At 66.9% G+C, this 23,348-nt stretch carries 20 protein-coding genes and 2 rRNA genes; 7 read left to right on the top strand and 15 right to left on the bottom strand.

Going from position 1 to position 23,348, the window contains the following annotated elements; translation table 11 throughout:
* Positions 1–109: 109 nt before the first annotated feature.
* Together QNN98_RS06630 and QNN98_RS06625 are read right to left on the bottom strand one after the other, a co-directional pair.
* On the bottom strand, positions 110–697 hold the full coding sequence (locus QNN98_RS06630; protein ID WP_283996596.1) for a GNAT family N-acetyltransferase: 588 nt from the start codon (positions 695–697) through the stop codon (positions 110–112).
* Between the two features lie 160 nt (positions 698–857).
* Complete coding sequence (locus QNN98_RS06625; RefSeq protein WP_229959645.1) at positions 858–2,273, bottom strand: cation:dicarboxylate symporter family transporter; 1,416 nt, start codon at positions 2,271–2,273, stop codon at positions 858–860.
* Positions 2,274–2,406: 133 nt separating this feature from the next.
* Here QNN98_RS06625 and QNN98_RS06620 point away from each other — a divergent pair, with 133 nt between their 5' ends.
* Both QNN98_RS06620 and QNN98_RS06615 read left to right on the top strand, forming a co-directional pair.
* The gene (locus QNN98_RS06620) at positions 2,407–4,038 is read left to right on the top strand and encodes a sensor histidine kinase (RefSeq protein WP_283996595.1); all 1,632 of its coding nucleotides are present in this window, start codon (positions 2,407–2,409) and stop codon (positions 4,036–4,038) included.
* On the top strand, positions 4,035–4,829 hold the full coding sequence (locus QNN98_RS06615; RefSeq protein ID WP_283996594.1) for a response regulator transcription factor: 795 nt from the start codon (positions 4,035–4,037) through the stop codon (positions 4,827–4,829). Before QNN98_RS06620 ends, QNN98_RS06615 begins: the two co-directional genes overlap by 4 nt.
* Here QNN98_RS06615 and QNN98_RS06610 read toward each other — a convergent pair whose 3' ends face one another.
* Positions 4,830–6,749 (bottom strand): AMP-binding protein, encoded by a 1,920-nt coding sequence (locus QNN98_RS06610; RefSeq protein ID WP_283996593.1) that lies wholly within the window; start codon positions 6,747–6,749, stop codon positions 4,830–4,832.
* 271 nt (positions 6,750–7,020) lie between these two features.
* On the opposite strand from QNN98_RS06610, the gene QNN98_RS06605 reads away from it, so the two are divergent.
* Genes QNN98_RS06605 through QNN98_RS06590 form a run of 4 tightly spaced genes read left to right on the top strand, consistent with a single transcriptional unit; the run spans position 7,021 to position 11,313 of the window.
* Positions 7,021–7,716, top strand: a complete 696-nt coding sequence (locus QNN98_RS06605) for a GntR family transcriptional regulator (protein WP_227926638.1) — start codon at positions 7,021–7,023, stop codon at positions 7,714–7,716.
* Positions 7,713–9,230: an MmgE/PrpD family protein gene (locus tag QNN98_RS06600; RefSeq protein WP_283996592.1), complete on the top strand. Its 1,518-nt coding sequence runs from the start codon at positions 7,713–7,715 to the stop codon at positions 9,228–9,230. The genes QNN98_RS06605 and QNN98_RS06600 overlap by 4 nt, the downstream gene beginning before the upstream one ends.
* A complete protein-coding gene (gene prpB, locus QNN98_RS06595) occupies positions 9,231–10,136 on the top strand; it encodes a methylisocitrate lyase (protein ID WP_227910798.1) in 906 nt (301 codons plus the stop codon).
* 43 nt (positions 10,137–10,179) lie between these two features.
* Entirely contained in the window at positions 10,180–11,313 is a 1,134-nt protein-coding gene (locus QNN98_RS06590; RefSeq protein ID WP_283996591.1) for a bifunctional 2-methylcitrate synthase/citrate synthase, read from the top strand.
* A 213-nt stretch (positions 11,314–11,526) separates the two neighbouring features.
* On the opposite strand, the gene QNN98_RS06585 is transcribed toward QNN98_RS06590, so the two are convergent.
* The 10 genes from QNN98_RS06585 to QNN98_RS06540 form a co-directional block, all read right to left on the bottom strand.
* Complete coding sequence (locus tag QNN98_RS06585; RefSeq protein ID WP_227926642.1) at positions 11,527–12,027, bottom strand: 8-oxo-dGTP diphosphatase; 501 nt, start codon at positions 12,025–12,027, stop codon at positions 11,527–11,529.
* Positions 12,027–12,968: a site-specific tyrosine recombinase XerD gene (gene xerD / locus QNN98_RS06580; RefSeq protein WP_283996816.1), complete on the bottom strand. Its 942-nt coding sequence runs from the start codon at positions 12,966–12,968 to the stop codon at positions 12,027–12,029. Before xerD ends, QNN98_RS06585 begins: the two co-directional genes overlap by 1 nt.
* A 322-nt stretch (positions 12,969–13,290) precedes the next feature.
* On the bottom strand, positions 13,291–13,959 hold the full coding sequence (locus QNN98_RS06575; RefSeq protein ID WP_283996590.1) for an NUDIX domain-containing protein: 669 nt from the start codon (positions 13,957–13,959) through the stop codon (positions 13,291–13,293).
* 4 nt (positions 13,960–13,963) lie between these two features.
* Positions 13,964–15,658, bottom strand: a complete 1,695-nt coding sequence (gene pyrG, locus QNN98_RS06570; RefSeq protein WP_283996589.1) for a CTP synthase — start codon at positions 15,656–15,658, stop codon at positions 13,964–13,966.
* Positions 15,659–15,721: 63 nt separating this feature from the next.
* Entirely contained in the window at positions 15,722–17,443 is a 1,722-nt protein-coding gene (gene recN, locus QNN98_RS06565) for a DNA repair protein RecN (RefSeq protein ID WP_283996588.1), read from the bottom strand.
* Positions 17,440–18,474, bottom strand: coding sequence for an NAD kinase (locus tag QNN98_RS06560; protein WP_283996587.1), 1,035 nt, complete (start codon positions 18,472–18,474; stop codon positions 17,440–17,442). The genes recN and QNN98_RS06560 overlap by 4 nt, the downstream gene beginning before the upstream one ends.
* A 53-nt stretch (positions 18,475–18,527) precedes the next feature.
* Positions 18,528–19,394: a TlyA family RNA methyltransferase gene (locus QNN98_RS06555; protein WP_283996586.1), complete on the bottom strand. Its 867-nt coding sequence runs from the start codon at positions 19,392–19,394 to the stop codon at positions 18,528–18,530.
* A gap of 1 nt (position 19,395) precedes the next feature.
* Positions 19,396–19,623 (bottom strand): hypothetical protein, encoded by a 228-nt coding sequence (locus QNN98_RS06550; RefSeq protein WP_227910790.1) that lies wholly within the window; start codon positions 19,621–19,623, stop codon positions 19,396–19,398.
* Positions 19,624–19,726: 103 nt separating this feature from the next.
* Positions 19,727–20,728, bottom strand: coding sequence for an HAD-IIA family hydrolase (locus QNN98_RS06545; RefSeq protein ID WP_283996585.1), 1,002 nt, complete (start codon positions 20,726–20,728; stop codon positions 19,727–19,729).
* A complete protein-coding gene (locus QNN98_RS06540) occupies positions 20,718–21,554 on the bottom strand; it encodes a hypothetical protein (RefSeq protein WP_283996584.1) in 837 nt (278 codons plus the stop codon). The genes QNN98_RS06545 and QNN98_RS06540 overlap by 11 nt, the downstream gene beginning before the upstream one ends.
* On the opposite strand from QNN98_RS06540, the gene QNN98_RS06535 reads away from it, so the two are divergent.
* Positions 21,507–22,583, top strand: coding sequence for a hypothetical protein (locus tag QNN98_RS06535; protein WP_283996583.1), 1,077 nt, complete (start codon positions 21,507–21,509; stop codon positions 22,581–22,583). The genes QNN98_RS06540 and QNN98_RS06535 overlap by 48 nt on opposite strands.
* A 298-nt stretch (positions 22,584–22,881) precedes the next feature.
* Here the strand turns inward: QNN98_RS06535 and rrf are convergent.
* Together rrf and QNN98_RS06525 are read right to left on the bottom strand one after the other, a co-directional pair.
* Positions 22,882–22,998: ribosomal RNA gene (rrf, locus tag QNN98_RS06530) — 5S ribosomal RNA — on the bottom strand.
* A 227-nt stretch (positions 22,999–23,225) separates the two neighbouring features.
* Positions 23,226–23,348, bottom strand: a 23S ribosomal RNA gene (locus tag QNN98_RS06525); the annotation flags it as partial.

The following is a 23,348-nucleotide window of genomic DNA, read 5'->3' as shown; positions in this document are numbered from 1 at the left end:
AATCCACGCTTCCGTATCTAGCTGTCCTGCGGGCTGTCTGTGTCAAGGTTACAGCCGGGCCGCAGGCTTACCGTGAATCAGTGCGCGGAACACCGGCGAGCCTTGACGCTCAAGTAGAACTCGAACCTTGCGGATTCACGGCGGCGTGGAGGTGCATGTCATGCCACCCGTCTAAGTGCCTCAGGGCGCTGCGTTTGGTTCCCTCCAGGGCGAATCCGGTTTTGCCGGCCACCCTGCACGACGCCGCGTTTTGCACGGAGTGGGACAGCTGGAGCCGCTTCAGCCCGCCGACGTCGAAACTCCAGCTGCGCAGGGCCGCCACAGAGCGGGAAGCCACACCTTGCCTCCGCGCGGTTTCCAGCACCCAGTAGCCAAGCTCCCCCTCCCCCTCATACAGGTTCAGCCGGCTCAGCGCCGCACGCCCCACCACCTGCCCGCCACGGGTGCAGACGGCCCAGTTTGCGCCGGTCTCGGCCCGCCAGCGGGCGGACCAGCCGAGGATCCATGCGATCGCTTCTTCTTCGGTATCCATGCTGCGGCGGTTGTAGCGGGCTATCGCCGGTTGCTTGTAGGCCTCAACCAGGACGGCGGCGTCGTCTTCGATCCAGGGCCGCAGCACCAGTCCGTCGGCGGTTAGAACCGGCTGCACCGACGAGTTCAGTGATCCCCGCCGCAGATAAGGACCTAGTGCACCCACCGGGGCCCGCCTTTCGTTTAGTGCCGGCCAGTGCCGGAAGTGGAAAAGCCGGGCACCATTATGCCCGCCCGCAGCTTTTGGCAGGCAAAGCGCACCGGACGCAAAAACGCGCCCCGCCCCGGGGAACCGGGACAGGGCGCGTTCGCTGCGTGGTGAGGCGCTAGTGGCGCGGCCCGGGCGCTGCCGTGCTTCCGGCGGGGCCGGGAACCGTCTGGGCCAGTTCCGCGGACTCGGCCGTCTGCAGCGGCTCGTCGGTGCCCGCATCCACGTTCATGCTGGCCTCGTCGAAGGGACGTTCGCGGTTCAGTACCGCGGTGACCTGTCCCTTGTCGATTTCCTTGGTCCAGGTGCCGATCAGCACGGTGGCCACGGCGTTGCCGGTGAAGTTGGTCAGCGCGCGCGCCTCGGACATAAAGCGGTCGATGCCCACAATCAGGCCGACGCCGTCGATCAGGTCGGGCCGGTGCGACTGCAGGCCGCCGGCCAGGGTGGCCAGGCCGGCACCGGTGACGCCGGCTGCACCCTTGGAGGCGATGATCATAAAGACCAGCAGGGAGATCTGCTCGCCCAGTTCCAGCGGCTTGCCCATGGCCGAGGCCACGAACAGGGAGGCCATGGTCAGGTAGATGGCCGTGCCGTCCAGGTTGAAGGAATAGCCGGTGGGTACGGTCACGCCGACCACGGGCTTGGACACGCCCAGGTGCTCCATCTTGGCGATCAGCCGGGGCAGGGCCACTTCCGAGGAAGACGTGGAGAAGATCAGCAGGTATTCCCGGCCCAGGTAACGCATGAGCTTGAAGATGCTGAAGCCGGTGACCAGTTTCAGGATGCTGCCCAGCACCACCACGATGAACAGGATGCAGGTGAGGTAGAAGGCGATCATCAGGGTGGCCATGCTGACGATGGCCTGGATGCCGGTTTCGCCGACGACGGCGGCAATGGCACCGAAGGCGCCCACCGGGGCCAGCCACATGATCATCATCAGGATGCGGAAGACCAGCACCTGGATGTAGCCGATGCCCTTAAGGACCGGGGCGCCGGCGGGGCCCATCTTCTGCAGGGCAAAGCCGACCAGCAGGGCCACGAACAGGGTCTGCAGGATGCTCTCACCGGTAAGGGAAGCCAGCAGGGTGGTGGGGACAATGCTCAGCAGGAACCCCGTCATCCCCGCTTCGTCCTCAGCGGGGGCCGGCGCTGCCGCACCGGAGGCCTGCAGGTCCAGTCCCTCACCGGGGTGGATGAAGTTGCCCACCACCAGGCCGATGGCCAGGGCGAAGGTGGACATGATGATGAAGTAGCCCAGCGCCAGCCCGCCGACCTTGCCGACCGTGGCTGCTTTGGCGATTGACCCGATGCCTAGGACAATGGTGCAGAAGATGACCGGCGCGATCATCATCTTGATCAGGTTGATGAACCCGGTGCCGAGCGGCTTCAGGGACTTGGCGAACTCAGGAGCCACCAGTCCGATGACGGCGCCAAGCACTACCGCCGCAATGACGGCAATGTAGAGGAAATGGGTTCGGTCCGGCCGGCGGCTCTTCTGTGAACCGGCGTACGGATTAGTGGCAGCTGCCATGGCGGTACTCCTTGGTGCGTGGGGTCGGCTTCCATCTTCTTGTGTTGTGTGATCACAGTCACCCTTGTGTTCATACTGTTCGCGGCAATGTACCTACCCCCGGAAAATGCACCAGCGAAACGAAGGATGGAACGTGCGCAGATGGAGCCTGGCCGGCCGGTTGTTCCTGGGCCAGCTGGCATTCATCCTGTGCGTCTCCGGGGGAATTGCCTGGGGCCTCTACCAGCAGGCCGAAGAGAACACGTATGAGGAAACCGGCGAGCGCATGCTGGCTGTGGCCGGAACGGTTGCCGCCAGCGACACCGTACGGGCAGCAGCAGGCGCCTTCCCGGACGGCCCGGTGTCCGGCGACTCTGCCCTGCAGGACTATGCGCAGGAAGTGATGGCCGGCGTCGGCGTCGATTTCGTGACCATCATGGATACCGACCGCACCCGCCTGACCCACCGCAACCCCGAGCAGATCGGCAAACCCTACATCGGCTCCGTGGACCAGGCCCTGGCCGGGAAGAGCTTCACGGAGACCTACACCGGCACCCTCGGCCCTTCGGTCCGCGCCATCACGCCGGTGCGCGACGACGCCGGCAATGTCACCGCCCTGGTGGCAGCCGGGATCACCGTGGACCGGGTGGGGATTGCGCGCGACGCACGGCTGCCGGAGCTGTTCGCGATCGATGCCGCTGCGCTCGCTGCGGGAGCGCTGGCCTCCTATCTGCTCAGCCGGTACCTGCGCCGCGCTACGTACGGACTGGGTCCGGCCGAGCTGGCGCATATGTTCACCTTCTACGACTCCGCCCTCCACTCAGTGCGGGAAGGACTGCTGCTGCACAACAACCGCGGAGAATTGGTCCTCTACAACGACGAGGCAGCCGCCCTATTGGGACTGCCGCCCCGAGGCACCGGCCCGGAGGTCCCAGAGCTCCCGGACCTGCCCGGCCCGCTGGCCTCCCTGCTGCGCACCGGCCGGGATGCGCGCGAGGAAGTCCACCTCACCGGCGAGCGCATCCTGGTGGTCAACCAGTCCGACGCCGTCTCCCCCGGTCCGCACGGCCGGCGCTTTGGCATCGTGACCACGCTGCGGGACTGCACCGACGTCGAATCCCTTACCGGCGAGCTCGCCTCCATGCGCACCTTGGCGGACGCGCTCAGCGCGCAGGCGCACGAGCATGCCAACCGCGTACACACCCTCGTCTCCCTGATCGAACTTGGCCGCAGCGAGGAGGCGCTCCGATTTGCCACCGCGGACCTTGAACAGTCCCAGCACCTCAACGACGAGGTCCTGGCCGGCGTGGAGGAACCGGCGGTGACCGCACTGCTGATGGGCAAGGCCGCCCAGGCCCGCGAGCGCGGCATCGACCTCGAAATCACCGTGGCAGCCGCGGGCGGGCGGTTCAGCGGCGGCGGTGTGGAACCGGTGGAACTGGTGACCATCATCGGCAACCTGCTGGACAACGCCTTCGACGCCGCCGCAGGTTTAGTCACGCTCTCACTGGGCAGCGACGACGGTGCGCTTCTGATCGCAGTAGAGGACGACGGGCCGGGGGTCGACCCCGGCGTACTCGAACATATCTTCGAACAGGGGTTCAGTACCAAGCAGCTCCCCGAGGGGCGCACCGCCTCCGGACGCGGCATCGGCCTGGCCTTGGTCCGGCAGGCCGTCAACCGGCTGAGCGGTCGCATTCAGGTGCTTCCCGGCCACGGGGCATGCTTCCGGGTGGATATTCCCCTCCCCTCCACTGAGGCCGCACCCGCTGGGGGACGGCCATGACCGATTCCAAGACGATCGGTGTCCTGGTGGTGGAGGACGAGGAAATCCCCGCCGAGGCGCATGCCGAGTATGTCCGCCGCATCCCCGGCTTCCGGCTGGCAGGCATTGCCCGCACCGGCACCGAAGCCATCACGGCCCTGAAGGTCGACGCAGCACCGGGCAGCGGGCCGGGCAGCGGGCCGGGCAGCGGGCCGGGCAGCGGGCCGGGCAGCGGATCGGGCAGCGGGCCGGGCAGCGGATCCGACGCCGGACAGGGAATCGACCTGGTACTGCTGGACATGAACTTGCCGGACCTGCACGGGCTGGACCTGCTGCGCCGGATCCGCGGGGCGGGCCTGCCCGTGGACGTTATTGCCATTACCGCGGTTCGGGACCTGGCCGTGGTCCGCGGCGCGATGTCCGGCGGCATTGTCGGTTACCTCATCAAGCCCTTTACCTTCTCGGCGTTCAGCACCAAGCTCACCACCTACGCGGAATACCGGCGGCGGATGGGCGAGCAGGCGGCGTCGACCACCCAGAGCGAAGTGGACAGCGCGTTTGCGGCGCTGCGCCCCACCGTGGCCACCCCGCTGCCCAAGGGAATGTCCGGGGAAACCCTGGAAGCGGTGGCCGACCTGCTCAAGCGTGCCCCTTCCCCGCTGTCGGCCTCCGAGGTTTCTGCGGAACTGGCAATGTCCCGGATTACGGCGCGGCGGTACCTGGAGCACCTGGCCGAGGAGCAGTCGGTGCTGCGCTCGCCGCGCTACGGGACCCGGGGCCGGCCCGAGCTGGAGTACAGCTGGCGCTGGTAGCTAACGGGTTGAGGCTTCGGGCCGCAGCAGCGGCGCCAGTGCGTCGATGACTCCCGGGTCCTCGATGGTGGAGGGCACCGTGTGGGGCACGCCGTCGGCGATCTGGCGCATGGTCTTGCGCAGCACCTTCCCGGAGCGGGTCTTGGGCAGTGCGTCCACCACCTGCACGTCCTTGAAGTCCGCCACGGCACCGATCCGCGAGCGCACCCGCTCCACCAGCTCCGCCTGCAGCCGGCCGGCGTCGATCTCCGAGCCGGACTTGAGCACCACAAAACCGCAGGGCCGCTGGCCCTTGACCGGATCCGCGACGCCGATCACCGCGCACTCGGCCACATCCGGATGGGAGCCTACGGCCTCCTCCATGGCCCCGGTGGAGAGCCGGTGCCCGGACACGTTGATGACGTCATCGGTGCGGCCCATCACGTACACGTAGCCGTCCTGGTCCCGGTAGCCGGAGTCACCCGTGGCGTAGTACCCCTCGAAGACTTCCAGGTATGCGGCCCGGTAGCGGTCATCACTGCCCCACAGGGTCCGGAGGGTGCCCGGGGGCAGCGGCAGCTTCAGGGCAATGTTGCCCTCGGTTCCGGGCGGAACCTCGGTGCCGCTTCCGTCCAGGATGCGCACATCGAAGCCCGGCACGGGCACGGTGGGCGAGCCCGGCTTCACCGGCAGCTCCTGCAACCCCACGGGGTTGGCGCAAATGGCCCAGCCGGTTTCGGTCTGCCACCAGTGGTCGATCACCGGCACCTCCAGGGCTGTGCCCGCCCAGTCCATGGTGGCGGGGTCCAGGCGCTCGCCGGCTGAGAAGAGGTAGCGCAGCCGGGAGAGGTCGTAAGTGTCCGGCTCGGCGGCGTTGGGGTCCGCCTTGCGGATCGCGCGCAGGGCGGTCGGGGCGGTGAACAGGACGTCCACGCCGTAGTCGGCGGCCACCCGCCAGAAGGCGCCGGCGTCGGGGGTGCCCACCGGCTTTCCTTCGTACAGCACGGTTGTTGCCCCGGCGATCAGGGGCGCATAGACGATGTAGGAATGCCCCACCACCCAGCCGACGTCCGACGCGGTCCACATCACCTGCCGCGGGCCGATTCCGTAGATGTTTTCCATGGACCAGGCCATGGCGACGGCGTGGGAGCCGTTGTCCCGCACCACCCCCTTGGGTGAGCCGGTGGTGCCGGAGGTGTAGAGGATGTACAGCGGATCCGTGGCGGCCACGCTCACCGGTCCGGCGGGTGCCGCGGCGGCGGCGAGCGCCGTCCAGTCCAGCCAGGCCGCCCCGCCGGTGCCGTCGTACTGCTTCCGGGAGGCGGTGAAGCCGTCGCGTTCGGCGACGACGACGGCGCCCACCCGGTGTGCCGCGGTCTCCAGCGCTTCGGCCACGGCGGGCAGGTACTCCACCCGGCGCTTGGGTTCCAGTCCCCCGCTGGCCGTCACGATCACCTTGGGCCCGGCGTCGTCGATCCGGGCTGCCAGTTCACGGGGCGCGAAGCCGCCGAACACCACCGAGTGCACCGCACCCAGCCGGGCGGTGGCAAGCATGGCGATCACGGCCTCGGGGATCATCGGCAGGTAGATGATTACCCGGTCCCCCGCGGCCACGCCCAGGCCGCGGAGCACCCCGGCGAACGCCTCCACTTCCGCCAGCAGCTCGCAGTAGGAGTAGGTGCGGCTGGTGCCGAGCATCGCGGAGTCATAGATGAGGGCTGCGTTGTCTCCGCGGCCCGCTGCAACATGCCGGTCCAGGGCGTTGACGCTGGTGTTCAGCCGGCCGTCGGGGAACCAGGCATAGAGGGGCGCCTTGGAAGTGTCGAGGGCGAGTGCCGGAGGGGTGTCCCAGTCCACCAGGGCCGCAGCCTCCAGCCAGAAGCCCTCGGGATCCGACATACTGCGGGCATAGGCCTCTGCATAGGTGTCGCGCTCGCCCATCTGAATCCTCCTTGATCCGGCGTGGTAGGCGCCATGGTACCTGCGCAGCTGCGCCGCTCAATGGTGGGCCGGAAGACCCGGGTGGGGATCTCGACCGGATGCAGTACTCCCGCATAGCTGCGTCACACGGACGGCGTCGACCAATGAAGGCCCATCTGTATACAGAGCCGTAGGTCCAGCGGCCAATTGTGAGCCCGGATACGTTAATTTGCCCTCTCGTGTATACACTGTGGTGAAAGTAACGCAGGTATCTGACGCAAGGAGGCGGACTATGCGGGCAAGTGACCGCGCTTATGCCACCTTGCGGCAGGACATTGTGGATTGGCAGCTACCTCCCGGGACGGTACTGGGCGAAGTTGAGCAGTCCGCCCGGCTCGGGGTCTCCCGCACTCCGCTGCGCGAAGCCCTCAGCCGCCTCACCGCCGACGGCCTGGCCGCTCCGCACAGCGGGCGCGGCGTCGTCGTCACCGGCATTTCCCTGGACACCGTGGCTGAACTCTTCGAGCTGCGGCAGGCGCTGGAATGCAAGGCAGCGGCGCTCGCCGCGGTCCGCGGGCAGGAAGCTGCCTTCCGTACGCTCGCGACCCGGTTCCGTGCCGCCGGGGAACTGATCGGATACGCGGACAGTGACCGCACCGGGTACTACGCCCTGGTGGCCGAACTGGATGCCGCCATGGACGAGGCCGCAGCCAACGCCTATCTGGTGCAGGCACTTCGCAACGTCCGCCTGCATCTGGCCCGCGTCCGGCGCCTGGCGAAGGACAACCCGCAGCGGCTGCTTGAAACGGCCGCGGAACACGCCACCATTGCCGACGCCGTTGCCGCCGGAGATGCGGACCTTGCCTCCGCCGCCGTCGCCGTCCACCTGCACAAAAGCCTCGAACACCTCCGGTCCGCCCGGACCGCCGCCCCCGGGACCACCGTCCCCGGGCGGACCACTACCCCTGAAATAAAGGACAAACCGTGAACCTGCATAAAGTACGCGTCTACCGCAGCGATGAGAAGCTGGCCCGCGAGGACCAGCTGGCCTACAAGATCGCCAAGGTTGCCGCCGACCCCGTGGACGTCACCGACGACGTCACCGACATGGTCATCAACCGCATCATCGACAACGCCTCCGTGGCCATCGCCTCCCTGAACCGCGGACCCATTGTCGCCGCCCGCGCCCAGGCGCTGTCCTTCTCCCCTTCCGCCCACGGCAAGGGCGCCTCGCTCTTCGGCGTGCTGGCCAAGACCAGCCCCGAATGGGCTGCCTGGGCGAACGGTGTGGCCGTGCGCGAACTGGACTACCACGACACCTTCCTGGCCGCTGAGTACTCCCACCCCGGCGACAACATCCCCCCGGTCCTCGCCGTCGCCCAGCACACCGGCGCCTCCGGCCGGGACCTGATCCGCGGCATCGCCACCGGCTACGAAATCCAGGTCAATCTGGCCAAGGCCATCTGCCTGCATCGGCACAAGATCGACCACGTGGCCCACCTCGGCCCCTCCGCCGCCGCCGGCATCGGCACCCTGCTGGGGCTCGACGTCGACACCATCTTCCAGGCCGTGGGCCAGGCCCTGCACACCACCACCGCCACCCGGCAGTCCCGCAAGGGCGAGATCTCCACCTGGAAGGCGCACGCCCCGGCGTTCGCCGGCAAGATGGCCGTGGAAGCCGTGGACCGCGCCATGCGCGGCCAGACTTCCCCCACCCCCATCTACGAAGGCGAAGACGGCGTCATTGCATGGATGCTGGACGGCCCCGACGCCGCCTACGAAGTGCCGCTGCCTGAAGAGGGCGAAGCCAAGCGCGCCATCCTGGACACCTACACCAAGGAACACTCCGCCGAATACCAGGCCCAGGCCTGGATCGACCTGGCCCGCAAGATTTCCGGCGAGCACCCCGAAGCAGCGGATCCGGCCAACGTGGAAAGCGTCCTGATCGCCACCTCGCACCACACCCACTACGTGATCGGCTCCGGTGCCAACGATCCGCAGAAGTACGATCCCACCGCATCGCGCGAAACCCTGGACCACTCCATCCCGTACATCTTCACCGTTGCCCTGCAGGACGGCGCCTGGCACCACGTGGACTCCTACTCCCCCGAACGCGCCGGACGCCCGGACACCGTGGAGCTGTGGCACAAGGTCACCACGGTGGAGGATCCGGAATGGACCCGCCGCTACCACTCACTGGACATCAACGAGAAGGCCTTCGGCGGCAAGGTCACCATCGTGCTGACCGACGGCACCGTCATCACCGACGAAATTGCCGTGGCGGACGCACACCCGCTGGGCGCCAAGCCGTTTGCCCGCGAGCAGTACATCAACAAGTTCCGCACCCTGGCCGCCGGCCTGGTTCCCGAAGAGGAGATCGAACGGTTCCTGGCCACCGTGCAGCGCCTGCCCGAACTGGCCGCCGGCCAGCTGGACCAGCTGAACATCACCGCCGCCGACGGCGTCATCAGCCCCGCCGCCGCACCGAAGGGACTCTTCTAAATGCTGTACTCCTCCGTTACCCCCGAAGCGAAGCGGATCGCCTTCCGCGAAGGCCTGGCCTCCGGTACGCTCCAGCAGTTCCCCGGCGCCTTCAACCCGCTCTCGGCCCGCCTCATTGAGGAAAAGGAATTCGACGGTGTCTACATCTCCGGCGCCGTGCTGGCCAATGACCTCGGCCTGCCGGACATCGGCCTGACCACCCTCACCGAGGTGGCCACCCGGGCCGGGCAGATTGCCCGAATGACCAACCTGCCCGCCATCGTGGACGCAGACACCGGATTCGGCGAGCCGATGAACGTGGCCCGCACCATCCAGGAACTCGAAAACGCCGGCCTGGCCGGCTGCCACATCGAGGACCAGTTCAACCCCAAGCGCTGCGGCCACCTGGACGGCAAGAACGTGGTGGACACCGAAACCGCAGTCAAGCGGATCCGTGCCGCAGCGGACGCCCGCCGGGACCCGAACTTCCTGATCATGGCCCGCACCGACATCCGTGCCGTGGACGGCCTGGAAGCGGCGCAGGACCGCGCCCGGGCGCTGGTCGACGCCGGGGCCGACGCCATCTTCCCCGAGGCCATGAAGTCGCTGGAGGAATTCGCCGCCATCCGCGCCGCCGTCGACGTCCCGATCCTGGCCAACATGACCGAGTTCGGCAAAAGCGAGCTGTTCACCTATGAGGAGCTCTCCTCGGTGGGCGTGAACATGGTGATCTACCCGGTCACCTTGCTGCGCAGCGCCATGGGCGCAGCCGAACGGACGCTGGAGACCATCAAGGCGCACGGCACCCAGGAAGCGGACGTGCCCAATATGCTCACACGTGCGCGTTTGTACGATCTGGTGGATTATGAGGCGTACAACCACTTCGACACGTCCGTTTTCAATTTCCAGGTTCCGGGCACCCGCTAGGACCGGCCAGGCATTTACCGCACTTTCGAAGGAGCCAGCAGCAATGACTGATACCCAGATCCACAAGGGCCTGGCGGGGGTACTCGTAGACACCACCCGCATTTCCAAGGTCAACCCGGAAACGAACTCCCTGCTTTACCGCGGCTACCCGGTGCAGGAACTCGCCGCCCGGTGCATCTTCGAAGAGGTGGCCTACCTGCTCTGGAACGGCGAGCTGCCCACCGAGGCCGAGCTGGCGGAATTCACTGACGGGGAACGCGCCCAGCGTGCCCTCACCCCGGAACTGAAGGCCGTGATCGATGCCCTGCCGGTAACCTGCCACCCCATGGATGTGTGCCGTACCGCGGCGTCCGTCCTCGGTGCGTCGCATGAACTGGCCGAGGACTCCTCGGTGCAGGCCAACATGGAGAAGGCAGTCAGCCTGTTCGCTGCCATGCCTGCCGTGGTCGCCTATGACCAGCGCCGGCGCCGCGGCCAGGACATGGTCGAGCCCCGTAAGGACCTGGGGTACTCCGCCAACTTCCTCTGGATGACCTTCGGCGAGGAAGCCGCACCCGAGGTGGTGGAAGCGTTCAACGTCTCGATGATCCTGTACGCGGAGCACTCCTTCAACGCGTCCACTTTCACCGGCCGCGTCATCACCTCCACGCTTTCGGACCTGCACTCAGCCGTCACCGGCGCCATCGGCGCCCTCAAGGGCCCGCTGCACGGCGGCGCCAATGAGGCGGTCATGCACACCTTCGAAGAGATCACGCAGAGCGCGGCCCACGGCGACGTCGCGGCCCACGCCGCTGCCTGGCTCGACGAGGCGCTGGAGCAGAAGAAGAAGATCATGGGCTTCGGCCACCGGGTCTACAAGAACGGCGACTCCCGGGTACCGACCATGAAGGCGTCCCTGGACAACATGGTCAAGCACTACGACCGCCCGGACCTGGGCGAGCTGTACACGGCCCTGGAATCGGCCATGGGTGAGCGTAAGAACATCCTGCCGAACCTGGACTACCCGGCCGGTCCCGTCTACCACCTGATGGGCTTCGATACGCCGACCTTCACGCCGCTGTTCGTGGCGGCCCGGATCACCGGGTGGACGGCGCACATCATGGAGCAGCTGGAAGCCAACTCCCTGATCCGGCCGCTGAGCGAATACAACGGGCCGGAAGAGCGGCACCTGCCGTAGGTTTCATCTCTAGCCTTGGTGAGGTCTGAGGTCCCGAGGGTCCCGGAACGGCGGCAACGAAATTCCCTGCTCGCAGAGCTCGCAGGAAATATTAAAGCCGCCTTCCTCCGGGACCCTCGGGGCCTCCTCTGCGTCTTGGCTCCCTATCCGGATCCGGACTCTTCATCCCCTGCTTGGTTCCGTACCGGGAGCACGGTCCTTGGGTTTGGGAGGTTAGGAAAAGACGATGCTTGCCACGTTGACGTTGTCGTCGGCGATGGTGACAACGGCATCGAAGTATTCGCCAGACAGCAGGCGGGGCATCCAGTGCGCCGAGTCCGGCCACATGCTGGCGTAGGGCATCTCCCCGGGGGCATACCAGGCGGGAAGGATTTCGGAGGTCTCCACCGGTTCCCCCTCCCAATGGTGCGCCCGGAACAGGACCGTGGACATGTCCAAGACCGGCTGTGCGGGGAATATCCATTCGATGGTGCCGGCACGCTGCAGGTCTGCTTCCTGCACTGCTACGCCGGATTCTTCCTGGACCTCGCGGACGGCCGCCTGTTCCGGGGTCTCCCCTGCTTCAATATGCCCGCCGAGCGTGACCACGCGGCCGAGGCCGAAGCCGGTCTTCTTCAGTCCCATCAGCACCTGGGTGCCGTCCCGGGTATCCCGGAAGAGGAAGCACAGGACCACCGGGGAAGCCCGGAAGGACCGTCCGGCGGCGGAATCCATCAGAGCGCCCGGGGGTGTGCCGCCGCGTAAACCTCGCGCAGGGTTTCGGCGGTGACGAGGGTGTAGACCTGCGTGGTGGTCACCGAGGCGTGCCCGAGCAGCTCCTGGACCACACGCACGTCGGCTCCACCTTCAAGCAGGTGGGTGGCAAAGGAGTGGCGCAGTGTGTGCGGGGAAACGTCGCGGCCGATATTGGCTTTTTCGGCGGCGTTTTTGAGGATGGTCCAGGCGCTCTGCCGGGACAGCCGGCCGCCGCGCGCGTTCAGGAACAGCGCAGGGGTCCCCGTGCCCTTGGCCGATGCCGCCGGGCGGCCGCGGACCAGGTAGTCGTCCAGCGCGCGTGCGGCATAGGAACCCAACGGAACGAGGCGCTCCTTGGAGCCCTTGCCGAACAGCCGCACCACGTCCGGACCCTTGGCCGGAATGCGTTCCAGGGACAGGTCATCCACATCCAGCCCCACGGCCTCGCTGATGCGCGCTCCGGTGGAATACAGGAATTCCAGCAGGGCACGGTCGCGCAGGCCTGAAGGGGTATCCAGCGAGACGGCCTCGAGGATGCGGGTCACTTCGCTGACGCTGATGGCCTTGGGCAGGCGCTTGCCGGCCATGGGTGGGTGGACGTCCGACGCCGGGTCGGCGGTGGTCATGCCCTCCAGCGCCCAGAAGCGGTGCAGGCCGCGCACCGCTACCACGGTCCGGGCTGCCGAACGCAGGCTCAGCGCGGAGGCGCCGTCGGAGCCTTCCGAGATGGACTGGGCGAAGGCTGTGACGTCGTGCCGGGTGATGCGGGAAATGTCCTCCACTCCCCTGGCGCTCAGGAAACGTGCGTAGCGGAGCAGGTCGCGGCGGTAGGCATCCAGGGTGTTCACGGCCAGGCCGCGTTCCACGGCCATGTGCTGCAGGTAGCTGCCGATGGCACGGCCGGCAGGGGTGGACCGCAGCTCCTCGGCAGCCGAGCGGGCCGTGGCGGCACGCGAACGTGCGGGTGCCTTCTGGGCCGCTGGAGACTTGGCTGCTGTCTTGGGCGCTGCCCTGGGCACCGGCGAAGACTCGGGCTCGGCCGCAGGCGCCGCCGCCAACCGGCGGGCGTCCGGCCCGCCGGTCCGGTCCAGCTCAGCCAGATCCGCGTCCCGCAGCCGGCGGGCCTCTTCGGACTCCAGATCCAGCTTCAGGGTGGGGTTGAGGGACCCGTTGAGGTTGATGGCTATGGTGTCGTTGCTGTTGTGCGCGGAAGCGTCAGCGCTGGGCATGGCGTGGTCCCGGCTAGCGCACCGGGCCGTTGGCCCAGGTGGAATGCTGCGAGTGGTGCTCGGGCCACGGTGCATTGGCCGCGCGGAGACCGCGGAAACCGTTACCGCGGGCCACTGCGGCAGCCAGGACGGCAGCTACCGCGGACGGGCTGTGCATCCGTCCCTGCAGGGCCGCCTCCACGGCGACGTCCAGATCCACCCACTCCACCTTGATTTCGGCTTCTTCATGGGTGCGGATGTGGCGCTCCGCTTCGGGCACCTCGGAAATGCCCCGCGCCAGGTAGATGCGCAGGGCTTCCCGGGAGGAACCCGGTGAGAGGAACAGGTCGGTCAGGACCTGCCATTCGGAGGCCACCAGGTCGGCTTCCTCTGCGAGCTCGCGGGCGGCGCCGACTTGGAAGTCTTCACCCTCCACATCCAGCAGGCCGGCCGGGATTTCCCACAGGGTCATCCGCACCGGGTGCCGGTACTGGTTGATCAGGAGCACCTGCCCGGCGTCGTTCATGGCCAGGATGGCCACGGCGCCGGGGTGGGTGATGTAGTCACGGACGAGGGGCTCGCCGCCGTCGGTCAGGGTGAATTTCTCCTTGACCACGTCCCAAACCGGACCGCTGTACACCGTTTCGGATGCCAGCAGCGGGCGTGGGCTTTGTTCGTCTGCGAACCCCTCTGTCCGTGCCATGGGGCTAGGCCTTGCCGCTCTGGTGTGCCAGGGCAGCCTTGACGAGTCCGGCGAAGAGCGGGTGCGGACGCGTCGGGCGGGAGCTGAGCTCCGGGTGTGCCTGCGTGGACACGTAGTACGGGTGAACGTCGGCGGGAAGCTCGACGAACTCCACCAGGCCGCCGTCGGTGGTGGTTCCGGAGAACACCAGGCCGGCGTCGGCAATCTGGTCGCGGTACTGGTTGTTGACCTCATAGCGGTGGCGGTGGCGCTCGGCCACCTCCGTCTTGCCGTAGGTCTTGGCAACCACGGACTCCGGCTCCAGCTTGGCGTCCCAGAGACCCAGGCGCATGGTGCCGCCCATGTCGCCGCCGCCGTCAACAATGGCCTTCTGCTCGGCCATGGTGGCGATGACCGGGTACTGGGTGTCCGGTTCGAACTCGGAGGATGAAGCACCTTCGAGGCCCACTACGTTGCGGGCGTACTCGATGACCATGCACTGCAGGCCAAGGCACAGGCCCAGCGTCGGGAGCTTGTTTTCCCGGGCGTAGGTCAGGGCGCCGAGCTTGCCTTCGAGGCCGCGGATGCCGAAGCCGCCGGGCACGCAGATGGCGTCCGCGCCGGCCAGGGCCTTTGCTGCACCTTCGGGGGTGTCGCAGTCATCGGAGGGAACCCAGCGGATGTTGACCTTCGCTTTGTTCGCGAAGCCGCCGGCACGCAGCGCTTCGGTCACGGACAGGTAGGCGTCCGGCAGGTCCACGTACTTGCCCACCAGGGCGATGTCCACGTGGTGCTTGGGGTTGTGCACGGACTCGAGCAGGCGGTCCCACTTGGTCCAGTTGACGTCCTTGAACTTCAGGTCCAGGTGCTGGACGATGTACGCGTCCAGGCCCTGGGAGTGAAGGGTCTTGGGGATGTCGTAGATGCTCGGGGCGTCCGGGCAGCCGATGACCGCGTCAACGTCGACGTCGCACATGCGGCCGATCTTGTTGCGCATGGCGTCGGGCACCGGGCGGTCCGAGCGGATCACGATGGCGTCCGGCTGGATGCCGATGGAGCGCAGCGCGGCCACGGAGTGCTGGGTCGGCTTGGTCTTCAGTTCCTGGGACGGGCCGATGTACGGCACCAGGGAGACGTGCAGGAAGAAGACGTTGCTGCGGCCGATGTCCTGGCGGACCTGGCGTGCCGCTTCGAGGAACGGCTGGGACTCGATGTCGCCTACCGTGCCGCCGATTTCGGTGATGATGACGTCGGGGGTCTTCTTCGCCTCGGAGGGCAGGCGCATCCGGCGCTTGATCTCGTCGGTGATGTGCGGAATGACCTGGACCGTGTCACCGAGGTATTCGCCGCGGCGCTCCTTGGCAATAACCGTGGAGTACACCTGTCCGGTGGTTACGTTGGCGGAACCGTCGAGGCTCTCGTCAAGGAACCGCTCGTAGTGTCCGATGTCGAGGTCAGTCTCCGCGCCGTCGTCGGTCACGAAGACTTCGCCGTGCTGGAAGGGGTTCATTGTGCCCGGATCCACGTTCAGATATGGATCGAGCTTCTGCATGGTCACCGCTATGCCGCGCGACCTCAACAGATGGCCGAGACTTGACGCTGTCAGTCCCTTACCGAGTGAGGACGCCACGCCACCGGTGACGAAGATGTGTTTGGTCGTAGAAGACGACTTGGGAAACCTGGAATTTGATCGCTGCACCACGGAGTTCGAGCCTATCACCTTTTATTGATTCGAGTAGAACCTGCACTGGATCCGCCGGAGACTCGGGTCTCCGGCGGACGGTTATTGGAGATGTCCCGCTGCTTCCAGCAATTCTTCGGCGTGGGCGCGTGCCGTTGCCGAGTCCTCCTGGCCGGCCAGCATCCGTGCAAGTTCCTTGATCCGTTCCTCGTGGCCGAGCACGCGGACGTCGCTGGCGGTGACGCCCGTGCCGTCGTCGGCCGCAGTGGAGGTCTTGATCACACGGATGTGATGGTCGGCGAAGGCTGCCACCTGCGGGAGGTGGGTCACCACGATCACCTGCACGTGCCGGGCGAGCATGGCCAGCCGACGGCCGATTTCGACGGCGGCCTTGCCGCCGACGCCGGCATCCACTTCGTCGAAAATGAAGGTGGGCACCGGGTCCACGGCGGCGAGCACCACTTCGATAGCCAGCATAACGCGGGACAGTTCACCGCCGGACGCGCCCTTGCCCAGCGGGCGGGCAGGCGCACCGGGGTGCGGCGCCAGCAGGAAGGCAATGGTGTCAGCGCCGTGCGGACCGGGCTCGCCGGCGGGCTCCACCTCGATGACCAGGTTGGCGTCCTTCATGGCCAGGGCTGTCAGCTCGTCACTGACCCGCTGTGCCAGTTCCGCGGCCGCTTCGGTCCGCAGCTTGGTCAGGGCCGCTCCCCTGCTCTCCAGCGCCTCGCCCAGGGCAGTGATCTCCGCTTCCAGGGCTTCGATGCGCGTGTCATCGGAGCTGAGCTCGGCAAGCCGTTTGGCGCTTTCACCGCTCCACTGAAGCACGCCGTCGATGGACGGAGCGTACTTGCGGACCAGCCCGGCCAGCTCAGCGCGGCGGGACTCCACTTCGGCCAGCCGTCCGGGACCCTCGGAGTCAAGGGAGGCACCGTAACTGGCCAGCTCGGTGGCGATGTCCGCGAGGATGTAACCCACCTCGGCCAACCGCGTGCCGGCATCGGCCAGCACCGGGTCGTGTTCGCCGGCGGATTCCAGTTGGCGTTTGGCGGCGTCCACCAGTGAAGTCGCGTCGCCGCCGTCGGCGAAATCGTCGGCAATCAGGGCCGCGTGGGCTCCCACCGCTGCGGTCCGCAGCTCTTCGAGGTTGCTCAGGCGCATCGCCTCGGCCTTCAGGGACTCGTCCTCCCCCGGCTGCGGGTCCACGGCTTCGATTTCTTCCAGTGCTGCGGTGAGGTATTCGGCCTCGCGCAGACGGTCCCGTGCCTGGTCCCGCAGTTCGGCCAGTTCCTTGGCGGCGGCGCGCCAGCGGGCGTAGTCCTCACGGTAGGCGCCCAGCTCCGCAGCCAGCGGCGCTCCTGCATATTTATCCAGCGCCTCGCGCTGCGCGGCGGCGCTCTTGAGACGCAGCTGGTCCGTCTGCCCGTGCACCACCACCAGGTGTTCGCCCACCTCGGCCAGGACACCCACCGGAGCAGACCGGCCGCCCACGTGCGCCCGGCTGCGGCCGTCGGCGTTAACGGTGCGTACCAGCGTCAGTTCAGCGGCGCCGTCGTACTCCTCGAGTTCGGCTCCCGCTTCGGCGGCGCGCACTGCGGCGGCGCTATGCGGGTCGACATGGACCAGCGCCTCGGCGACGGCGGACTTGGCTCCGATGCGCACGGCACCGGCGTCGGACCGGGCGCCAAGGAGCAGCCCCAGGGCGGTGATCACCATGGTCTTGCCGGCGCCGGTTTCACCGGTCACCACGGTAAAGCCCGGACCGAGGTCCAAAGTTGCATCGGTGATGACGCCGAGGTCCCTGATGCGGATTTCCTCAATCATTCGACCACGCCTCCATTGTCCGAAGCTGCTTTGTCCGAAGCTGCACTGTCCGACACGGCCCTGGTTTCCCCGACCCGAGCCTCCGCGACCCGGGCCGCGGGGCTCAACTGGGTGCCCGGGACCGGGCCGGACACCGGCCCGCGCCAGCCGGTAGTGGGTAGCTGGAATTTCCGGACCAACCGTTCCGAGAAGGGCGTTTTGTGGGTGCGGGCCAGCCGTACCGGGGTGGCCGACCGGGTGACCTCGACCCGGGAGCCCGGAGGCAGGTCCACGCTCCGCCGCCCGTCGCACCACAGCACCCCGGAGGCGTCCGTGCGGGTGAGGATTTCCACCGCCAGGACGGATGTGGGCGCCACTACGAGGGGCTTGGCAAACAGGGCGTGGGCGCTGATGGGGGCCAGGAGCAGGGCTTCGACCTCCGGCCAGACGACGGGGCCGCCGGCGGAAAAGGCGTAGGCCGTGGAACCGGTGGGGGTTGCCATCACCACGCCGTCGCATCCGAAGGAGCTGATGGGGCGGCCGTCGACCTCCATGACCACTTCAAGCATCCGCTGCCGGTCTGCTTTCTCCACCGCTGCCTCGTTCAATGCCCAGGTGTGGGCAATCAGCTTGTTGCTGTGCCAGACCTTAACGTCGATGGTCATCCGCTCTTCGACGGTGTAGGCGCGTTCCACCACCCAGTGCACGGTTTGGGCGAGGTCCGCGCGTTCGCTTTCGGCCAGGAAACCCACGTGGCCCAGGTTGACGCCCAGCAAGGGCACGGTTGTTCCGCGGACCAGTTCAGCGGCCCGCAGGATGGTTCCGTCCCCGCCCAGGACCATGCCCAGGTCCACATTTTCCAGTGCCACGTCCTCGTCCAGGATTTCGGTGGGCGCCGTGAGCACCCCGTATTCAGCTTGGATGTCTTCGAGGTCGCAGCGGCGCATTACCGGCACGAGGCCGGAGGAATGAAGCTGGGTGCAGGTTTCCTGGGCAGCAGTCATGGCGTCCCGCCGTCCCGTGTGGGCCAGGACCAGTATCCGTCTGCTCATCTGCGTCTTCATCCTTTTCCGTCTACGGGCAATGTGTACGGCACGCCCATCCGTCAGTCTTCTACGGCCGGTTCGTGCTCCGCAAACCGGTCGAATCCGGCGAACGCTTCCCCAACCAGCCGTGCGGCTGCTTCCTCCGCCTGCTGCGGATCCTGCCCGTTCTCCTTGCCCCGGTCCTTCCGCTGTGCCGGTACCTGCAGCCACATAAAGAACTCCACGTTGCCGTTCTGTCCCGGCAGCGGGCTGGGAGCGATACCGGCTATATGCAGTCCTGCGGCCAAGGCTGCGGCGGCAACTGCCGTCACGGCCGCCCGGTGCTGCCCCGGATCAGTAACGACGCCGGTACGGTCCAGCCTCTCACGGCCCACTTCAAACTGCGGCTTCACCATCAGCAGCAGGCTGCCCCCGGGGCGTGTGGCTCCGGCAAGGGCGTCCACCACCATGGTCAGCGAGATAAAGGACAGGTCGGCAACAGTCAGGTCCACGGTGCCGCCAATATGCTCAGGGTCCAGGTACCGCACGTTCATGCCCTCATAGACGCTGACCCGCGGATCCTGCCGCAGCGGTTCCACCAGCTGACCGTGTCCCACGTCCACCGCGGCTACGTGCGCGGCGCCTGAGCGCAGCAGGACGTCGGTGAATCCGCCGGTGGAAGCACCGGCGTCCAGGCACCGCAGCCCCTGCGGCTGTACGGCGGGGAAGGCGGCCAGGGCGCCGGCCAGTTTGTGGCCAGCGCGGCTGACGTAATCCGGCAGGCCGTCGTCGAGCACTTCAAGGGACTCAGAAGCGTCCACCGGCGTTGACGCTTTGGCCGCAGGCTGGCCGCCGCGCAGGACACGGCCGGCGGCAATCAGCTTGGCAGCCTGGGTGCGGGAGCGGGCCAGCCCGCGGGTCACCAGTTCCTGGTCGAGCCTGGACATCCTAGCGGCCTGCCCGGGGGCCGCCCGGCATAGGGGCACCGGACGCTGCTGCCACATCCGGTTCAGTGTTCAGTTCTGCCAGCAGCCCGTCATGCAGGGCGGCGTAGGCAGCCGCCTGTCCGGACACCGGCTCTCCGGCGAGAGCGGAAAGTCCCTCCAGCAGGGCATCCACAGCGGGGTCCCCCGTTGCTGCCGGAGAATCCGGCCACGCGGGATGGGAATCGGGCATCTGTGGTCCTCCTGGAAATGGCTATTGAGGCGGTGTGTTCAGGCAGTGTGTCGAGGCAGTGTGTTCAGGCAGTCCCGTAACGGGCGAAGCGTCTGACGGAAGCTTATCCGCGCCCGGTGACAGTCCAGCGGATCTCGGGGGTTGAAGCCGTTGCAACATCCGGCCGGGCCGCCCACCAGGCGGCGCAGGCGGCCCGCCAGCTGTCCAGATCCGAGGAATCGCCGTCGATCACCAGGACGTTGTCCTCCACCCAGGCAGCAGCGTTCCCGCAGCGGTAGCGGGCGCCGTCGGCGGTCGTCTCCGGATAGGGCGCAAAAAAAGCTTCCAGGTTGCTGATGAGGTACACCGGGCGTTCGGGAGTGCGGGCCGCCAGCGCAGTCAGGGGTGTATCCACCCCGGTGAGGACCAGGGCGGTGTCGAAGCCGGCATTGGTGCCGCCCAGGATGTCCGTGTCCAGGCGGTCCCCCACCACCAGCGGGCGGTGGACGCCCAGGTGGCGGGCCGCCGTCGTAAACAGCGGTGCCTCCGGCTTGCCGGCCACAAACGGAACTTTGCCGGTGGCGGCGCCGACGGCGGCCACGAGGGTGCCGTTGCCGGGCGCAATACCGCGGGCCTGGGGAATGGACAGATCAGTGTTGGTGGCCACCCAGACCGCGCCCCGGCCGACGGCGAACGCCGCCTCGGCCAGGTCCTTCCAGCCCAGCGACGGATCAAATCCCTGGATGACGGCATCGGGCTGGTCATCAGCCGACCTGACCACGGTGAGCCCCTGCGCTTCGACGGCGGCGGCCAGCGTGGCGCTGCCGGTCACCAGGACTCTGGCTCCGGGTGCCACCTTCTCGGCCAGGAGTTCAGCGCCGGCCTGCGCGGATCCGAAAACAGTTTCCGCCGTTGCGGGCGCACCGAGCTCGCGCAGGTGCGCTGCAACCGTTTCCGAGGAGCGTGAGGCGTTGTTGGTGACGTAGGCAAGCTGTACGGATACATCCGCCAGCCGTCCCAGTGCCTCCACGGCTCCGGGTATGGCATGCGGACCGGCGTAAACCACGCCGTCCAGATCGGAAAAGACCGCGTCATACCCGGAGACCAGGGAGGTATCAGTCGTCAAGGTGCTGGTGCTCCGTCTCGTCGGCGTCTTCGTGGGCGGTTTCCTCATCGTCGTCGTCGCCGAGGTCCAGGTCCTTCACAGTGACCTCGACGTCGTCGGCATCATCGATGTCGCCGGCCTCTGCGAGCAGGGCTTCCTGCTCGTCGCCGGGCAGTGCCTCCGCGTCTGCGTCCACCACCGAGTTGTCCTTGGAAACCGGTGCTTCAGCCTCGAAATAGGCACCTGAGCGGTCCTCGCGGGGCTCGGAGCGGCGTTCCTTGCGCTCTTCCTCTTCGGGGACGAGGTCGAAGATCTCCGGCTCGGCGAAATCGCCCAGACCGAGGGCACTGTCGGCACGAAGGGCCTGCTTGCGCCACTGTTCGGCTTCGTCGTTGCGGCCGACCAGTTCCAGCGCGTCTGCGTAGGCACGGAACAGGCGCGGGCTGTAGGAGAACGCACGGTTGCGGTCCAGCTGCGGGATTTCCAGGGCCGTGACGGCGGCTTCGAACTGTTCCATGTCCATGCGCGCACCGGAGGCCACGATGGCCAGCTCCACCTGACCGGCGACGTCCAGGTCCTTGGCATCCTCGGAACGGACCAAGTCCAGTGCCCTTTCCGGGTGACCCAATCCGCGTTCGCAGTCGGCCATCATCGGCAGGTAGGCGTTGGAGCCGCTGATCCGGCGGTACGTCCGGAACTCACGCAGTGCTTCGCCGAAGTGTTCGGCAGCATAAGCGGTGAGGCCCACTGCCTCGCGGACTACGGCCATGCGCCCGCCGCGGCGGCTGGCTGCCAGGGCGTGCTGGAAAGCCAGCTCCGGCTCGTCGTCGATCAGGCGCCCGGCCATGACCAGGTGCTTGGAGACCCACTCGCCGTTGACCTCTTCGAGGTTGCGCAGCTGGGCACGGGTTACCTTGTCCAGTTCCTGGCCGGTGACGTCCTCGTCGATTTCCGGGGACCGCTCACGGTCGGGACGGTTGGCGCTGCGCAGGTCCTTCGCATTGCGGGGCCGCGGTGCTGCCGGGGCTTCGTCGCGGCTGAAGGACGGGCGCTCCGAGCGCTGTGCCGGGCGGTCGCCACGGGGCGGACGGCTATCGCGCTGCGGACGATCATCACGGCTAAACGGCTTACGCTCACCGAACTGCTTGCGCTCACCATCACGGTGCGGACGGCTGTCACGAGAGAACGGCTTACGCTCACCATCACGGGCCGGACGGCTATCACGCTGCGGACGCTCATCACGAGAGAACGGCTTACGGCCGGCGGAAGCACCGCGGTCACCGAAGGAGCGACGCTCCCCATCACGCTGGGGACGATCATCACGAGAGAACGGCTTACGCTCACCGAACTGCTTGCGCTCACCGTCACGGGCAGGACGGTCATCACGGCTAAACGGCTTGCGCTCACCGTCACGGGGCGGACGGCTGTCACGCTGCGGACGATCATCACGAGAGAACGGCTTACGCTCACCGAACTGCTTGCGCTCCCCATCACGGGCAGGACGGTCATCACGGCTAAACGGCTTACGCTCACCGTCACGGGCAGGACGGCTGTCACGCTGCGGACGATCATCACGCGAGAACGGCTTACGACCAGCGGAAGCACCGCGGTCACCGAAGGAGCGACGCTCACCATCACGGGCCGGACGATCATCACGGCTAAACGGCTTACGCTCACCATCACGGGCAGGACGGCTGTCACGCTGCGGACGATCATCACGCGAGAACGGCTTACGCTCGTTCGAACCGCTGCGCTGGCCGGCAGGCTTGCGGTCTTCCCAGCGTTTGGGGGCATTGCGGTCATTCGTGGCGGGGCGGCCCTGGGAATCCCGGCGCGGTGCGCCGCTACGATCCTGGTCCCTGTTGTTCTGCTCTGACATGCTGGCTAGTTCCTCTCGTCGTGAGCCGACCAACGGAATTTACTGCAGTCGCTCGTCACTATGTACCTGTAATGGAGATGTAAAAGTTATGGGAGGCGTTCAACGCCTGAGCTAATTCTAGTGCAGGCAGGCCCCACCTACCGATTCACAGGCGTGTATGCACGGCCGGATCAGGGTGACCCTCGCCACCCCGGGCCTGCCGGCTGGCAGTTTGGATCGATCGTCTAGTTAAAGGTTGGCGGGTTAAACAGGTGAGGCCCGTACCAACACTGGTACGGGCCTCACCCCACAATTTGTCCGGCGGTGACCTACTCTCCCACACCCTCCCGGATGCAGTACCATCGGCGCTGTGGGTCTTAGCTTCCGGGTTCGGAATGGGACCGGGCGTTTCCCCCACGCTATGACCGCCGTAACCCTTCCACCCGCACCACACACCCAAAAACAGTGTGCGTGGGGAAAACAATGGTCACGAACATCAAACAGACGTAAGCAAATATTCAAATATAGTGTTCATTCGTTCCCAGGGGAACAACCCTCACGGGTTGTTGTCCGGGAACCACATAGTGGACGCAAGCAGCATGATCACAACACCCTCTACATTGGGAAACCGTTTGAAGTCGTGTTTCCCCAGGTGTTGATGTGGTGTAAGTTATCGGCCTATTAGTACCGGTCAGCTTCACGGGTCTTTAGTCCCCGCTTCCACATCCGGCCTATCAACCCAGTGGTCTGGCTGGGGGCCTCTCACACACAAGGTGTATGGAA

It is taken from the genome of Arthrobacter sp. zg-Y1143 (assembly GCF_030125565.1).
In the GTDB taxonomy this organism is placed as follows: domain Bacteria; phylum Actinomycetota; class Actinomycetes; order Actinomycetales; family Micrococcaceae; genus Arthrobacter_B.
This window is presented reverse-complemented; position numbering and strand designations above follow the sequence as displayed.

Coding starts and splice junctions, on each gene's coding strand:
- QNN98_RS06625 (WP_229959645.1), bottom strand. CDS start 2,273: ATGGCAGCTGCCACTAATCCGTACGCCGGTTCACAGAAGAGCCGCCGG.
- QNN98_RS06615 (WP_283996594.1), top strand. CDS start 4,035: ATGACCGATTCCAAGACGATCGGTGTCCTGGTGGTGGAGGACGAGGAA.
- QNN98_RS06610 (WP_283996593.1), bottom strand. CDS start 6,749: ATGGGCGAGCGCGACACCTATGCAGAGGCCTATGCCCGCAGTATGTCG.
- QNN98_RS06605 (WP_227926638.1), top strand. CDS start 7,021: ATGCGGGCAAGTGACCGCGCTTATGCCACCTTGCGGCAGGACATTGTG.
- prpB (WP_227910798.1), top strand. CDS start 9,231: ATGCTGTACTCCTCCGTTACCCCCGAAGCGAAGCGGATCGCCTTCCGC.
- QNN98_RS06590 (WP_283996591.1), top strand. CDS start 10,180: ATGACTGATACCCAGATCCACAAGGGCCTGGCGGGGGTACTCGTAGAC.
- QNN98_RS06585 (WP_227926642.1), bottom strand. CDS start 12,027: ATGGATTCCGCCGCCGGACGGTCCTTCCGGGCTTCCCCGGTGGTCCTG.
- QNN98_RS06575 (WP_283996590.1), bottom strand. CDS start 13,959: ATGGCACGGACAGAGGGGTTCGCAGACGAACAAAGCCCACGCCCGCTG.
- recN (WP_283996588.1), bottom strand. CDS start 17,443: ATGATTGAGGAAATCCGCATCAGGGACCTCGGCGTCATCACCGATGCA.
- QNN98_RS06560 (WP_283996587.1), bottom strand. CDS start 18,474: ATGAGCAGACGGATACTGGTCCTGGCCCACACGGGACGGCGGGACGCC.
- QNN98_RS06555 (WP_283996586.1), bottom strand. CDS start 19,394: ATGTCCAGGCTCGACCAGGAACTGGTGACCCGCGGGCTGGCCCGCTCC.
- QNN98_RS06550 (WP_227910790.1), bottom strand. CDS start 19,623: ATGCCCGATTCCCATCCCGCGTGGCCGGATTCTCCGGCAGCAACGGGG.
- QNN98_RS06540 (WP_283996584.1), bottom strand. CDS start 21,554: ATGGCCGGGCGCCTGATCGACGACGAGCCGGAGCTGGCTTTCCAGCAC.